The organism is Argonema antarcticum A004/B2 (assembly GCF_023333585.1).
GTDB lineage: Bacteria > Cyanobacteriota > Cyanobacteriia > Cyanobacteriales > Aerosakkonemataceae > Argonema > Argonema antarcticum.
In genome coordinates, this window is the sequence record NZ_JAIQZN010000028.1 from 59,216 (window position 1) to 74,275 (window position 15,060).

General features: G+C 42.7%; 10 protein-coding genes. 3 read left to right on the forward strand and 7 right to left on the reverse strand.

Annotated elements, in window-relative coordinates; all coding sequences use genetic code 11:
* Positions 1–32: 32 nt before the first annotated feature.
* Entirely contained in the window at positions 33–218 is a 186-nt protein-coding gene (locus LAY57_RS14350; protein ID WP_249067460.1) for a hypothetical protein, read from the reverse strand.
* Between the two features lie 17 nt (positions 219–235).
* Here LAY57_RS14350 and LAY57_RS14355 point away from each other — a divergent pair, with 17 nt between their 5' ends.
* Positions 236–658 carry a hypothetical protein gene (locus LAY57_RS14355; RefSeq protein WP_249067461.1) on the forward strand — a complete coding sequence of 141 codons (423 nt, stop codon included), beginning with the start codon at positions 236–238 and terminating at the stop codon, positions 656–658.
* Here LAY57_RS14355 and LAY57_RS14360 read toward each other — a convergent pair.
* The 5 genes from LAY57_RS14360 to LAY57_RS14380 all read right to left on the reverse strand — a co-directional run bounded on the left by LAY57_RS14360 (position 581) and on the right by LAY57_RS14380 (position 10,327).
* Positions 581–1,870, reverse strand: coding sequence for a CHAT domain-containing protein (locus tag LAY57_RS14360; RefSeq protein ID WP_249067462.1), 1,290 nt, complete (start codon positions 1,868–1,870; stop codon positions 581–583). The genes LAY57_RS14355 and LAY57_RS14360 overlap by 78 nt on opposite strands.
* An 86-nt stretch (positions 1,871–1,956) precedes the next feature.
* Positions 1,957–7,056, reverse strand: a complete 5,100-nt coding sequence (locus tag LAY57_RS14365) for a beta strand repeat-containing protein (RefSeq protein WP_249067463.1) — start codon at positions 7,054–7,056, stop codon at positions 1,957–1,959.
* A 355-nt stretch (positions 7,057–7,411) separates the two neighbouring features.
* Entirely contained in the window at positions 7,412–8,086 is a 675-nt protein-coding gene (locus LAY57_RS14370) for a sugar transferase (protein ID WP_338022416.1), read from the reverse strand.
* A gap of 425 nt (positions 8,087–8,511) precedes the next feature.
* Positions 8,512–9,348 (reverse strand): PEP-CTERM sorting domain-containing protein, encoded by an 837-nt coding sequence (locus LAY57_RS14375; protein ID WP_249067464.1) that lies wholly within the window; start codon positions 9,346–9,348, stop codon positions 8,512–8,514.
* Between the two features lie 571 nt (positions 9,349–9,919).
* Positions 9,920–10,327, reverse strand: a complete 408-nt coding sequence (locus LAY57_RS14380; protein WP_249067465.1) for a hypothetical protein — start codon at positions 10,325–10,327, stop codon at positions 9,920–9,922.
* A 291-nt stretch (positions 10,328–10,618) separates the two neighbouring features.
* Here LAY57_RS14380 and LAY57_RS14385 point away from each other — a divergent pair, with 291 nt between their 5' ends.
* Together LAY57_RS14385 and LAY57_RS14390 are read left to right on the forward strand one after the other, a co-directional pair.
* The gene (locus LAY57_RS14385; RefSeq protein ID WP_249067466.1) at positions 10,619–12,556 is read left to right on the forward strand and encodes a DUF928 domain-containing protein; all 1,938 of its coding nucleotides are present in this window, start codon (positions 10,619–10,621) and stop codon (positions 12,554–12,556) included.
* Positions 12,557–12,579: 23 nt separating this feature from the next.
* Entirely contained in the window at positions 12,580–14,961 is a 2,382-nt protein-coding gene (locus tag LAY57_RS14390; RefSeq protein ID WP_249067467.1) for a tetratricopeptide repeat protein, read from the forward strand.
* On the opposite strand, the gene LAY57_RS14395 is transcribed toward LAY57_RS14390, so the two are convergent.
* A partial coding sequence (locus LAY57_RS14395) for a transposase (protein WP_249067470.1) occupies positions 14,919–15,060 on the reverse strand: 142 nt, incomplete at its 5' end. The genes LAY57_RS14390 and LAY57_RS14395 overlap by 43 nt on opposite strands.

Sequence of the window (15,060 nt, forward strand, 5' to 3'; positions counted from 1 at the left end):
GTTATACCAAATACGCTGGCCTAAACCATTTTTTACCAGACAACCGCACCTCCATCACTCGTAACAGAACTGCTATCAATGGTTCCAGCCGTCGTATCAATTTGCCCTTGTTCGCTGGCGATCGAAATATCGCGACCTGGATTGATAATACTACCAGTAGTAATATCTCCCTTAGCTGCTAAAGTAATAGTGGCATCGTCGGCACCTCTGAAAGGCAAATTGAGTGTGAGGAAGAATGGCTCTTAACTATACCGTCTTTGACGAACCGTACTACCTGCAAAGTTACCCGGATGTCCGCGCTGGGGTAGGTGTTCCTTTAGGATTTTTTTCGGGAATAGAACACTTCGATCGCTTCGGTCGATTTGAACGCCGGGTAAACGTCTCACCATACTATAACGAAAATGCTTACTTGCAAAAATACCCGGATGTAGCTGCTGCCGTAGCATCGGGGGTTTACTCATCTGGGCTACAACACTTTGTGGAAATTGGCTACGATGAAGGACGCGACTCACCACTGGGAACTGAAGAAACAGGCTTATTAAACAGCGAAGACGATTGGTTCTCTAGTTCATCAAATAAGTTACCAGGGATTTCCAATGAGTACAAATGCAGCCCAATAGTAAGGGTGAGCAAAATTTATCGCAGGGGTTTCAGTTAATTTGGGAGGCAATACCGCTACCGTATTTTCAAATATACGCAATTTTCCCTCTTCTACTCTCACCTGACCTTTCAGTAGGGCAATTTGAGCTTGCCTGAGAGCTTCAGCCCGAATTGGAGCTTGCTGCAAGTACTGGTAAAATACTACCATCAGTCCGAGGGTGCCTTTATCGTTGGCATTCCACAAACTTGCTAGGGCCGATCGCACTCCAGCTTGCACTCCCAATCCGGCAAATCCTAATTCTGCTTGTTCATCTCCTAATGCTGTGCGACAAGCAGAAAGCACTAATAACTCGACAGAGGGGTCATTCCATTTTAACTGGTGCATCTGAGGCAGTCGCAAGCGAGTATACCAAAGCTCAATGTAAGAATTATCGGGCGATCCAGTTTTAAATTCTGCATGAGTTGCTAGGTGAACAATTTCAAAATTTTGCCGATTGCGTTGTGCTTTGAGATTGTTCAGCGTAAAGTTTTCGTTTAAGAAAACACTACTTGCTCCTAACTTAGAGGTAATGCTTGCTAACTCAATGGGAACCAAAGGTAATGGTGTTAGGTCGCGAAATTCGGAGGCTCCCATGCCCAAAATTCTAGCTCTCTTAAGATTGACGTAGCGAGGTTGGCTTAAGCTGAAACTGGGAATCAAAGCCAGACTATATTGTTCGATGAGGAATTTTTGACCGTCGTGAAGTGCTGCAAATGGTAGCGATCGCAAACCTGCATCTGGAACGAACACCAGATTTTCAATTCCTTGCGATCGCAATGTTGGTTGAATGGGAGCAATGAGAAGATTGTAGAGTTGTTGGGCTGACGGTAAATAACTGGTTTTACGAGTTTTGTAAGGATTGGTGACTTCTGCACGCAATTCAGTTGCTAATGCTAGCACTTGTTGGCGTTTGGCTGCGGGAATTTGCAGGTGAATAGGTTGGCTGCTTCCCGTCACTACTATAATTTCTAGCCGATCGTCAGGAGAGCGATCGCACAAAGGCTGTTGGCTTCTTCTATTTCCCTCTGTCACTGACCCAGATTCTTGTATGGGACAGACTAAAACAGCATTCGCGCCCAGCTTTTCAGGCCCAAACACCATGTAAACCAATGCCGACTTAACCCCTGTTTCTTGTTCCGTTTCCCGCAACCTCTGCTGAATTTGCGGGAGAGTGACGATGGGGGTAGTACCGGGCCGATCTAAGTAAGTTTCAAATTCCCGCGTCAGCACCTCTTCAATTGCAGCGATAGAAGCATCAATTTCTACAGGAACACTATCCCCGGTTTGAGATTGAACTGGGGGATTTTTTTGGGCAATTAATTCCCTATTGTCAACATTCTCTTGCTGTGAACTAGGTTGTGGTTGCAGTTGCAGTTCTGGCTGCGGTTCAGGGTAACATTACCACCATTTCCAGTCGTTGCACTAGAGTTAATTTCGCCAGATGTAATAGCCGTTTGAGCTTGAACGACAACGTTACCGCCACTGGTAACTCCAGATGAGTTGAGGTTACCTGTGGTAATGCTTCCCGTTTCAGCGGTGAGAGCAATATTTCCGCCCTTAGTTGCAGTAGAACTAGAGTTAAGGTTGCTAGTAGTGATGTTACCGGAAGTTGTGAGTGCGATCGCACCTCCATCACCCGTAACAGAACTGCTATCAATGGTTCCAGCCGTCGTATCAATTTGCCCTTGTTCGCTGGCGATCGAAATATCGCGACCTGGATTGATAATACTACCAGTGGTAATATCTCCCTTAGCTGCTAAGGTAATGGTGGCATTATCTGCGCCTCTGAGAGTACCATTTTGATAAGTAATGACACCAAGAGTTTGCAACGTTACTGGGTCTTCAAAAGTTACATCACCTGCTAGCGTTAGCGTTCCGCTTCCATCCGCTTTTCCAATAGTAATAGAGCGAAAGCCATTTTGCAGAAAACTTAATTCTGCACTGGTTAAATCTAAAACCCTATGACTACCGCTATCTGTTCCTCCTATTTTAATTTCTTGATTAATCGTTAAAGGTTCAATTTTTAAATCACCTGTTCCAGAAACAGTTCCAGAAAAAACAATTTCATCTCCAATTAGCATCATAATACCAGCACCGCCACTGATATTTCCGCTAATACTAGCTAGAGGAACAAAAACAAATATATCGATTCTATCACCTCCCGTTAAGTTTTGAAATTGACTGAAATTAAGCGTATTGTTGTACGTACCGCTATTATTTCCACTTAGAATCCAAGCATTAGTTGTATTTCTCCCGATCAGCGTACTGGCTGCATTGTTGGTTCCAACGATATTTTCAATGCTGGTAGCTTCTAAAGCTTCTAAATTTACAACTAAATTACTGCTAAAAGCAGCATAATTTAAAGTATCTGTTCCATTTTTTCCATCAAGAGTGCCATTCCAGTTAATCCCATCATTAAAAATAAAGTCATCGTTGAGATTAGCACCAACAAGCTGTTGGAAGTTCCGAAAATTGATGTTGCTATTAAATGTGCCGCTATTATTTGCGGTAATTGTCCAAACATTATTCTCGTTTGTTCCAATTATGGTGCTAGTGGCATTCGTCGTCCCAATAATATTATTAATATTGATAGCCGTGGTTTCCAGTGTTCCTAAATTTACCGTTAAGGGAGTAGTAAAAGCAGAATGATCGAGAGTGTTTATACCTACATTTCCATCAATTATTCCACTCCATATCGCTCCATCAGCAAAGATGAAATTATCCTCTAAGGTTCCTCCAGTAAGACGTTGAAAATTCCTGAAATTGATGCTTCCATTTAGGCTACCGCTGTTACTATCTATGATATTCCAAATATTGTTATTATTAGTCGCAATTAAGTTACTGGTAGCATTAGTTGTGCCAACGATAGTTTCGATATTGACGGCATTGAGAGTAGCTAAATCTATATTAATAGGACTCTTAAAATTTGAATAATCTAGCGTGTCAATTCCCGATTTACCATCGATACTGCCACTCCAACTAATCCCATCACCTAAAACAAACATATCATCTAAGTTTCCGCCAACGATATTTTTAAATTCAATAAAATTAAGCGTATTATTCAGTCTGCCGCTATTCGTTCCACTAAAATTCCAAGTGTTGTTTGCATTACCGCCAATCAGGTTACTCGTTGCATTGGTTGTACCAATAACTGTTTCAATACCAGTTGCTTCCAACGCAGCTATGTCTACAGTTAAGTCAGTTGTAAAAGCAGAATAATCTAAAGCATCTGTTCCCGTATTACCACCAATCGTTCCACCCCAGTTCACACCATCACCAAAAACAAAATTATCATCCAGCGTTCCACCTACAAGATTTTGGAAGTTGCTAAAATTGAGAGTGTCGTTTATATTACCGCTGTTCGTTCCTGTAAGATTCCAAGTGTTGTTTGTATCAGCACCAATGAGAGTGCTAGTTGCATTGGTCGTACCAATAACTGTTTCAATACCTGTTGCACCCAAAGCAGCTAAGTCTACAGTTAATGAAGTTGTAAAATTAGAATAATTTAAACTATCTATTCCGGCGTCACCGTCAATCTTTGCACCCCAATTTTGACCATTGTTGAAAACGAAATCATCATTTAATGTTCCACCTTTGAGATTTTGAATATTACTAGCAGTTAACCCATTGGGATAACCGCTGAGACTGACTGAATTGCTACCTGTAATTGTCCAAGTTGTATCGCGGTTAGGGCCAATTAAAGTTGCACCGCCTGCAATGTTAACTGGTGCGTTAAAAGTAGTGGTATCATTAAGTATAATGGTTTCAGTATTGTCAGGACTGGCAATAATAATTTGAGAAAAACCATTTTGGAAAGTAGCGAGTTCGGAATCATCAATATTTAAGTCGTCAGTCGTGAAAGTTCCCCCTACAGTAATGCCTAAATTGGAGGTAAACGGTTGTAATGAAATCGAAGCACTTCCCTTAAATTGACTTGTGCCAAGGAGGTTAATTTCATCAGCGATTAGAGTAATATTACCGCTGGTAGATTGGACACTAGCACCATTAGTCACAAGAATACCAAAGCCATCAGGATCGGACTTACCTGTAAGGGTTATGGCACCGCTATCGGTCACAAGCTGGGTACTATTATTGAGTAGAATACCACGACTGCTCCCAGTGCCGTTAAGGGTGATAGTTCCAGTCCCTGTGGTGATGATCTGGCTAGGATTATCGATCACAATACCATTGAAACCACTGCCAATGGGGGTATCTCGACCGTCACCTATGGTAATACCGCCTGGACTGACTATATTTGGATCGTTAAAAGGTAGGCCATCAAGATTGGTACTCGTACCATTAAGGGTAATATTGCCCCCTCCTGCATTGATAGAGACTAGCCCAAACCTAATCCCATCAAAAATATTGCTCGTGCCGTTAAAGGTAATATCTCCCCCTCCTGAATTAATTACACCTAGCGTCAATCTAATTCCATCACGAAGGTTGCTAGTACCGTTAAATGTAATATTGCCGCCTGCCGAATCTATGGAAACGTTGCCAGGGGAAATGACGCTTCGGAAAATACCCTGAGAGTTGAAACTATCGCCTGTGATGCTGATGTTGCCACCTCCTGAGCGAAGTTCCCCATTGAATACGACACCTTGAGAACCGTTTTGAGTAACGCTGACTCCGATGATGTTAATATCGCCGCTCCCGGAATTTAGATGCTCTGAGATTTCAACTCCACTACTACTGTTACTACGCCCGCGTATCGAGATATTGCCACCCAGAGTATTAATATTACCAATACCTCCATTCAAAATAACTCTGCCTACATCTGCCGCCAAATCTCCGTTATTGCCGTTGAGGACAAGATTCAAAGGGGCACTATTCGATCCTGCTGGCTGAATGGGTTGGTTAATAAAAATATCGTTATCTGCATTCAGTGTCAGAGTTCTTTCATCTGTTAGATTAAACGTTAGCGGTGTACTGAGGGTAATATCTCCAGCTTGCGTACCACCAGAACTCGTTGAGATAGTTACATCGCCAAAATTAAGTGCTGCGGTAATTAAATCAACACCTAATTGTGCATTATTAGCAGATGGTTCAAACGGGGAAGTTTCGTTGATGTTGGTGTTGCCATTTCCTGCAACGATGGTGATATTGAAAGGATCGATCAGCCATTCGCCGCCTAAACCTGCTGTTGCGCCTACATTAGGGACAGAGGTGATGGTAAGCCGCATCCCACTCGTCTCAATAAACCCGCCATTGCCTCCCAGCAACCCGCCTCGCGCCGTCAGCGTGCCATGAATTTGGGCGGTATCTTGTGCAAAGACGATAATTTGACCGCCATTACCCTGTTGCAGCGCATCCGCAGAAACAACGGAATCGGGACTAACGAAGGTATACTGTGCATTGGGGAGAGGGCCAAGGCCCGATCGGTTACCGCCGATGAAGATATTGCCGCCGTTGACGCCAGACGCATTAATGTTAGCATTCAGGAGAGCGATGCGATCGCCTAAAACATTAATCTCTCCACCAACTGACTGCTGACTGCGACTCGAAACCGTTCCAGAGACAATAGCAGTTCCTCCTACATCGGGTACTGAAATACCAGATCCTGTCAAAACCACTTGTCCGCGATCGTTTACTGAAATAGTATTAGCATTGCCAACATTAGCGCCAGTAAGTAATTGAGGTAAAGATAGCGGTGTTATCCCTTGTTGTCTCTCTCCCTCTGGTATCAGTGGCAGTTCAACACTTAGTAAACGTCCTTCTTGCGAAATGCGAACAAGATTTTTACCCGGAACGGCGGCAACAGTAATTCTGCCGCCAGGTGCTGACAAAGTGCCAAGGTTAATAACACTACCACCAAGTAAAGTTAAACTTTCTCCCGTCCCCACGGCCAAATTGCCAAAATTAACAATACTTCCGGGCTTGAGGGCATCAAATCTAAATTCATTCGGCGTACCAACTAAAGCTGACCAATTATTATTACCAACTGCATTGAACCAATTATTATTGCCAAAACCAATCCCTGTAGCACTGGTGGCAGTGAATGCAGCAGGCACGTTCAATTGAGCATTAGAACCGAAAATAATCCCTGCTGGATTCATCAAATATAAGTTAGAGTTACCCCCAACCACTTGAATTAATCCGTTAATTAAGGATGCTTCCCCGCCATTTATCCGTCCGATGATATTGCGGATGTTGGGGTTAGAAAGAAAAGTAGCAATTTGACCGTCTGATAAGCCGAATCTTTGAAAACTGTGAAAGAGATTTGCCCCATCTCCAGATAATTGTCCTCCCTGGATGTTAAATTCATTGTCGTTGGGGATAACTTGAGTGTTAGTACCATCTGTTGCGGGAACAATGGTTTGTGCCAAGGCACTGGGAGGATTAATCTGAGGAATTTCGATTAATCCTGTTAGCGCTAGACAAGCTAAGGATGAGCCAAGGGAGACTGATTTTGACATCGGATGCGATCGAAAGTAGTTGTTAACTCAAATGGCTAGGTACAAAAATACCAAATCCAATAATAATGCCAAAACAAAAGCACTGATTTTGAGTAGAAATACCTTCAAAATCACTTTCTGATATAGATGTGACAAAACCACGATTAATTTGACTAATAAATTGTCTTAATGAAAATAGCGCGTCTTTGGCTTGCTAATGCCACTTTTACATTGTATTATATACGGTAATATCATAATTCACTAACATTGTTGTTGTAAAAATTAACCGCAGATAAACGCAGATGTAGAGACGGAGAATTGTGCGTCCCTACAAGTAAAGTTTTTATTTATACAGTCGATACAAGCGATGTTCGGATTAATACGCTCCTTGTCCGGCAATTACCACCCAAATAGTCTTGAAAATTAACCAAATGTCATACCAAGGACTCCACCGCCGTTGGTAACGCAGGTCTAAAGTAACTATGTCTTCAAAATTCTTAACACTAGAACGACCATTAACCTGCCACTCCCCTGTTATACCCGGTTTAACATTTAACCTGCGCCAATGACGTTTGTTGTAGTAGAAGACTTCATCGAAGCTTGGCGGACGAGTACCAACCAAACTCATCTCTGCCAGCAAGACGTTCCAAAACTGCGGTAGTTCATCCAGACTGGTGCGGCGCAAAAAACGACCTACTCGCGTGATGCGGGAGTCATTCTCACTCTTAAAGATTGCTCCTTTGGCTTCGTTTTTAATCTGAGATTTCAGTACATCGGCATTCTTAATCATCGTGCGGAATTTGTAAAGAGTAAAGAAACGTCCTCTAAGTCCGCAGCGCTTTTGTTTGTAGAATATAGAACCAGGGCTATCTAGCTTGATGGCAATGGCAATTGGGATAAACAAAATTGCTAAAATCAGTAGTCCTACAATACTACCTGCGATATCCAAACACCGCTTAAATTTGGATCTAGTAGAGGGGTGAGGTGTTATAAATAATGGGAAAGGCGATGAGGCAAAAACGGTTGATGAAGCTGGCGAGTAAGTCAGCATAATTAATCCCTGAATCGAACACTGTTAGTAAATTTTTGTTGATATTTTAAGGAAAAGGCGATCGCAAATTATTGGTAGTTAAGATAGTGCTTTAAGCAGACTAGCTTTCTGTGGCTGTTTACACTTCAGCGATGTTTGTGTATGAGACATGGAGAATACTCCTTGTAATTTTTCAGAATAACCTACAGAGTTCGCAGGCACACCCTAAGCTGGAAAAACTACAGCTTTTAAAGTGGAAGATGTGAAGTTGCCTAACCTGTTAGCGATCGCCTCTAATTGAGATATCTGCTAAAATTTAACTTTTTCGCAGCAAATCGAAGTTGTTACAAATGTTCTTACAGAGGAGCGATATCCTAAATAAACTGAGTCAAGACGATCGCAAAATCTGTGCCTCTATTGAGGATGCGATCGCGCTTTTATATTAATCAGTTGAAACTTCCACCAGATAATTGCTGTTTGCGTTTCAGCCACGAACTGACACCAAATGCACCTAACGCCAATAAACTCAACGTAGAAGTAGGTTCAGGCACAGATTCAGATACACCAGGAGCGACATCATTAAAGGTGAAATTGTCGAAGGCGGCGGAACCATTCCCGGTAATTTTGACAGAATGAATTCCTTCGACAGAAATGCTTAGAGGTGATGGGTCTAATGCTGAAAAACTCCCTAACAAATTCCCGTCAATTCCAAATGCTTCAATTAATAGAGATTTCGTAGGATCGGGCCACCTGTCTGGTGTGATAGAGACAAAGTTAGTAACTGCCTTAACAGAAGGGTTGGACGGCAGAAAAAAACTGGCAAAAATTGGATCTGAATAGCTTAATAGGTCGTTTTTGATCGCTCCAATTCCATTACTTCCACTCACCGCATGACCGAATCCTAGATTAACAAGTGCTACCCCAGAACTATCTGAGCCAAAGAGAACGCCTGATGTCCCCAAGAACTGATCTGATATACGCGCCTCTGGAGGAACTGGATTACCTGAAAAAAAAGTCATTGCTCCACTGAGGTCATCAAAATTTATGGTGGCAGCGAGGCTGGGACTAGAGGCAAAACCCACAATGGCAGATGCCATCAACATAATTTTGGATTTTTGTAAGTAAGACATGAAAAATTCTCCTTGTAATTCTTCAAGAGCATATAGAAACAATTCATGTTTGTGAAAATGAGCTAATCTTTCCAAAGATCGATCGCATTCATGAGGAGAGAAATGCACCAATGGCTCCAAAGATCGCTCGCATCTAATTGAGATATCTGCCAAAATTCAAGTTTTTCGCGACGGCTGGAAATTGTTACAAAAGTTAATATTAGGGAGGCGATCGGATCGCTTAGCGATCGCTTCTATTCATCAGCAAGAAGGGTGAGCCAAAACAGCGGCAGGACGATCAAGAATAAGAGCGTCAAAAATAAAATGCCGCTCCAAATCTTGTTGAGATCGATAAGGGTAATTGTGGGCCAGCAGGAACATGGCTCTAGAAAGGTTTTATTTTGGTACATTGTTCTGTCAACCAGAAAGGCTTGCGGAAATGAGCTAATCTCAATAAAGAGCGATCGCATTCATCAGGGAGGAACGCGCTAATCTCCGCATTTATGCGATCGCATCTATTTGAGATATAGCGCTACGCGCTATAGTTAGGACAGTGATATAATTTCAAAATAGACAATAAAGGATGCTGCCTTCAAGAATTGTCCTAACGTATGCGCTACGCGCTATATCGGTTCCAAATTCATACTTTTCGCGACAGACTTAGATCTTTTACAATTCTTCACATTACTGAATATTCAGCAATGTGTAAATATCCCAAAACTAAGTCAGACAGTTAGTTCGGCGACTAAAACCCAACTCCAACAGTAACAGGCTGCATTTTTTTTGCCCGTCCTGTCGGGATGGAAACCTGGTAAGCAGTTTCAAGGTGAGCTTTAAGTTTGGTGTCCTGTTGGGACAGAGTAATGATGACGGGTGTACCGTCAGGACGTTGGACTAAACGTACCTGATTGCTTAGCTCAATAAAAGGTAAAACATTGTCATCGTAGACAGTAATAGTTTGCGTTCTATCATCGTGGACGAGTATATTGAGAACAAGAGTTTCGTCAGGACGCTGAACATCAACTGAAACTCCCCTTTGTTTAACTTTTATAAACCTTAACTCGTTGTCATTGTGGATAATAATTGGTGATTCCACCAAAAAGATTTCGGGACAGCAATGGCATGGGTCTTGAGAAGTTTTGTCTTGGCACATGAGGTTTTTTCCTTATTATTGCTTAGCGAAAAGACCGATTCGTTCTTACAAGAGGACAATTCCCGCGAGGTGCAGGGATTGCCTACGTAAGTTCTTGTATCGGTAAGCTCAAACTGAAGCACCTGAGCCTTACTAATAATCTTGCCAAGCCACCAAGGGATTGTCTGTACTATAAAGTCACGACTTCAATAGCTAATTTAGTCAGAAACTGTCAGGTGACACAGGAAAAGGACATCAGAAAATGTCAGGTTATACTAGAGACCCGTGATTAATTGCATATCCTACTGACTAATGAACGCTGAAGAAGCCTTAGAAATTGCAGATAGGGTGTTTTTTCGTCATACAAACAAACACCTGAACAATCTCGAAAGCGCTATCATCCAGGGCGCTTGGTCAAATCAGACCTATGACGAAATTGCCCAAAAACACGACTATGATTCTCAGCACGTCAGGAATACTGGTGCTAAGCTATGGGAACTGCTATCAGCAGCCTTGGGAGAAAGCGTCTCTAAAGCCAATTTCAAAGCATCCCTGGAACGTTACAGTCAACCGCCGAAAGTAATCCGTAACCCTCGTAAAGATTGGGATAGAGCGCCTGATGTCTCAGTTTTCTACGGTCGCACTAAGGAACTGGCTACTCTAAAGCAATGGATTGTAGAAGAACGATGCCTAGTGGTGGCGTTGCTGGGCTTGAGCGGAATTGGTAAAACCTTTCTGGGGACAAAGTTAGGCCACCAGATTCAGGATGAGTTTGACTATGTAATCTGGCGAAGTCTCAATCATTCTCCACCGCTGACTCAACTCCTGGCCGAACTGATTGATTTTTTCTGTGGTAGGCAAGAAACTGACCTAAGCGTGAACAGCGGCATCTCTCGGTTGTTGGAGTATTTGCGATCGCATCGTTGTCTGATGATCCTCGATGATGTGGAGACGCTTTTGAGTACAACAGGGCTAGCGGGAAGAGAATACCGAGAGGGTTATCAAGAATACGGTAGCCTCTTTCAACAGATAGGAACATCCTTACATCAAAGCTGTTTGGTGCTGATAAGTTGGGAAAAACCAGGAGAAATTGTTTCCTTGGCAGGTGAAAAAAGCCCGGTGCGCTGTTTAAAACTGGCAGGTTTAGAAGTAGCCGCCGCCAAAGAAATTCTTAAACACAAGGGATTAGTTGAAGAAACCGAATGGGAAATCCTCAGCGAACGCTACGGCGGTCACCCCGAAGCGTTAAGAACGGTGTCAACTACAATTCTAGATTTGTTTGGGGGTAAGGCTTCTGAATTTCTCAAGCAAAACACCATATTTTTAGGTCGAATTCAACAAGCGTTCTCGCGACAGTTTGAGCGACTTTCTGACTTAGAAATAGAACTGATCTGTCAGATAGCTGAAGTCGGTCAACCCATTTCTTTTGACCGATTGCAGGAGAAGATTCGTTCAGCAGAATTAAAAGAAAAATTATTAGAGACCCTAGCATCATTAGTGTGGCGATCGTTGATTCAAAATTGTTCTCACAACGGTCAACCGCTTTTTATGCTTCCGCCTTTATTACCAGAGGTACTGAAATACGCCCCACCGCTGCGAGGTGCACCGGGCAATCGAGGCGATGCAAACAATCGCATTGCATATAACTTCTTGGCTGTTGTTCCTGTCACTAATTTTGGTTTTACTGCTGCCGCATATCCGACATTTTGGCTTGACGTGCCGATTCTACCTCCATCTTCTATTCCCTTTGAAATGGTGCTACGGGATGAGCAACAAATGGTGGTCTACCGAACAACTTTTAGGCTGACTCAAGAAGCTGGGCTAGTTAGTTTTCGTCTCCCGGAAACTGCACCGCCTTTGGAAATTGGTAAGAAGTACCATTGGTTTCTCTTCTGGGATAAAGTCGTCCGCGATGGTTGGATTGAACGAATAGCACTACCCTCGGAGATGGAAAGTCAGTTAGAGAATGCAACACCACGACAGCGCATTCTTTTGTTAGCGCAACAGGGTTTATGGTACGAGACTTTTACTGAACTTGCGGAATTTCGCTCTCAGCTATTGATTCGGTTAGAGAATGCAACAGTGCAAGAACGCACTCTGATTTATGCCGAAAATGGACTGTGGTATGAGGCTATAACTGAGCTAGCTGGATTGGTAACAGGGGTTGCCACGCTGAATGCTGATTGGGCGGCTTTGTTGCAGCATCCCTTGGTTCGCTTAGATGAGATGATTTCAGAGCCAATGGCTTAGTAACTGCTTGGAGGAAAAACACCATGTTTGAAGGCTTCACAGAAAGAGCTATTAAAGTCATCTTCTTAGCTCAAGAGACAGCAGATGAGATGGGTCTTAACTGCGTCGGAACCGAACAAATTCTCCTGGGTTTAATAGGACAAGAAAATAGCATTGCTGCCAAAGTACTTAAATCAATGGGGGTCAACTTCAAAGATGCTCGTATTGAAGTTGAAAAGATTATTTGCAGAGGCTATGGTTCCTTCACAATGGCAAAAATCCCTTTTACGCCTCGTGCCAAGCGGGTGTTTGAATTGTCACTGGAAAACGCCCAGCAGCTAGGTCACGACTATATTAGCGCAGAACATTTGCTTATGGGGCTGATTCAAGAACAGGAGGGTATTGGAGCTTTTGTTCTAGAAAATTTAGGGATGGATCTGTTTGAAGTTCGTACCCAAGTAATTCGGATGTTGAATAAGATGACAGAAATATCTGTTGAAATTATTCACGAGTCTTTTAAAGCTTCAATACTCAACAATTCTGGAACTCACTTGACCCAAATAGACGCTGAAAGTGAGTTGGCTTCAGTTATCGGTCATCTGCAACGAGTTTCGGAAGACGTTTGGAAAAAGGGGGGATTTGACCAATTAAAAATTAAGGCTGAAGAACTGTTTGAAAAAGGTTTTGAGGAATTAAGTAAGTTTGGATTACAAGAAGCACTTAAAACATTCGAGGAGTACCTATCGGTTGCTAGAACACTTGGCGATCGCACTGGGGAAAGTCATGTTCTTTACTACCTGGGTACTTCTTACTATTACCTGGGCGATTATACCCAGGCGATTGAGTACTTCCAGCAAAGTTTAGCTATCTTACGAGAAGTTGGCGATCAACCTGAAGAAGATTCAGTTCTGGGCTATCTAGGTTGTTGTTATTATTACCTGCATGACTATACTCAGGCAATTGAGTACCACCAGCAGTGGTTGACGATCGTCTCTGAGATTGGCGATCGCACTGAGGAAAGTAATACTCTGTACTGGCTGGGTTGTTCTTACAATTCCCTACGTAACTATACTCAGGCAATTGAGTGCCACCAGAGGTGGTTAGCGATCGCGCGTGAAATTGATGATCGTGATGGAGAGAGGGAGGCTTTATACTGGCTGGGTTGTTCTTACAATTCCCTACGTAACTATACTCAGGCAATTGAGTACCACCAGCAGTGGTTGACGATCGTCTCTGAGATTAGCGATCGCACTGGGGAAAGTAATACTCTGTACTGGCTGGGTACTTCTTACTATTACCTGGGCGATTATACTCAGGCAATTGAGTACCACCAGCAGTGGTTGGCGATCGCTCGTGAAATTGGCGATCGTGATGGAGAGAGGAAGGCTTTATACTGGCTGGGTTGTTCTTACAATTCCCTACGTAACTATACTCAGGCAATAGAGTGCCACCAGAGGTGGTTAGCGATCGCGCGTGAAATTGATGATCGTGATGGAGAGAGGAAGGCTTTATACTGGCTGGGTTGTTCTTACAATTCTCTACGTAACTATGCTCAGGCAATTGAGTGCCTCCAGCAGTCTTTAAATATTCCACTAAAAATTGACAATTTCGCTGAAGCGGGGAAGGCTCTGAGCTGGTTGGGTGATTCTTACAAGTCCTTGCATAACTATACTCAGGCGATTGATTACTACCAGGAGTGGTTGAGCATCACTCGTCAGATAGGCGATCTCACTGGGGAAGGTAATGCTCTCAACAAGTTAGGCGGTGCTTACAGTTGTTCGGGCAACTATGCTAAGGCTGTTGAGTATTATCAGCAACGTTTAATTATTGTACGAAATATTGGGGATACCAAAGAGGAGATACGGAGTCTGCAAAACTTAGGTGCTTGCTATTTAATGTCTCTAGGAAATACCTTAAACTCGACTAACAAAACTAAGGCGATCGAGTATTACGAGCAGAGTTTAGCCATTGCGCGGCATATTAGAGACACTCAAGAAGAGTTGAGGGCTTTGATGTCTCTAGGAAATACCTTAAACTCGACTAACGAAACTAAGGCGATCGAGTATTACGAGCAGAGTTTAGCCATTGCGCGAAACTTTGGAAACTCCCAAGAACAGATGTATATTCTAATCTCTATGAGCCAATTTTATCGTATTTCACATGACTTTGCTAATGCGATTGAATATGATGAACAGATATTGAGTATTGCGCGGTATATTGGGGATATCTCCCAACAGTTTCGGAGTCTGAATTCTATCGCAAATTACCATTGGCAATTAAATAAAACTGTCAAAACAATTGAATACTACGAGCAGGCATTGGCTATTGCGCGTAAAATAGAAAACTCTAATGGCTCTCCCGTACCTATGGTGATAAGTGAAACTTATTTAAATAAGCAAGCTAATAGCTTCTCTCGTAAAGATTGAAAGCTCTTAAAACCATAGCTTTGCCGAATAATTAATTTTATTCTATTATTAATTCCCTCCATGACACCGCTAGTTGTCCTATTAATAAAATAATGACTA

Bases quoted from the DNA above. Each gene is read 5' to 3' on its own strand.
- LAY57_RS14370 (WP_338022416.1), bottom strand. From the start codon at position 8,086: ATGCTGACTTACTCGCCAGCTTCATCAACCGTTTTTGCCTCATCGCCT.
- LAY57_RS14365 (WP_249067463.1), bottom strand. From the start codon at position 7,056: ATGTCAAAATCAGTCTCCCTTGGCTCATCCTTAGCTTGTCTAGCGCTA.
- LAY57_RS14355 (WP_249067461.1), top strand. From the start codon at position 236: ATGGCTCTTAACTATACCGTCTTTGACGAACCGTACTACCTGCAAAGT.
- LAY57_RS14385 (WP_249067466.1), top strand. From the start codon at position 10,619: ATGAACGCTGAAGAAGCCTTAGAAATTGCAGATAGGGTGTTTTTTCGT.
- LAY57_RS14380 (WP_249067465.1), bottom strand. From the start codon at position 10,327: ATGTGCCAAGACAAAACTTCTCAAGACCCATGCCATTGCTGTCCCGAA.
- LAY57_RS14390 (WP_249067467.1), top strand. From the start codon at position 12,580: ATGTTTGAAGGCTTCACAGAAAGAGCTATTAAAGTCATCTTCTTAGCT.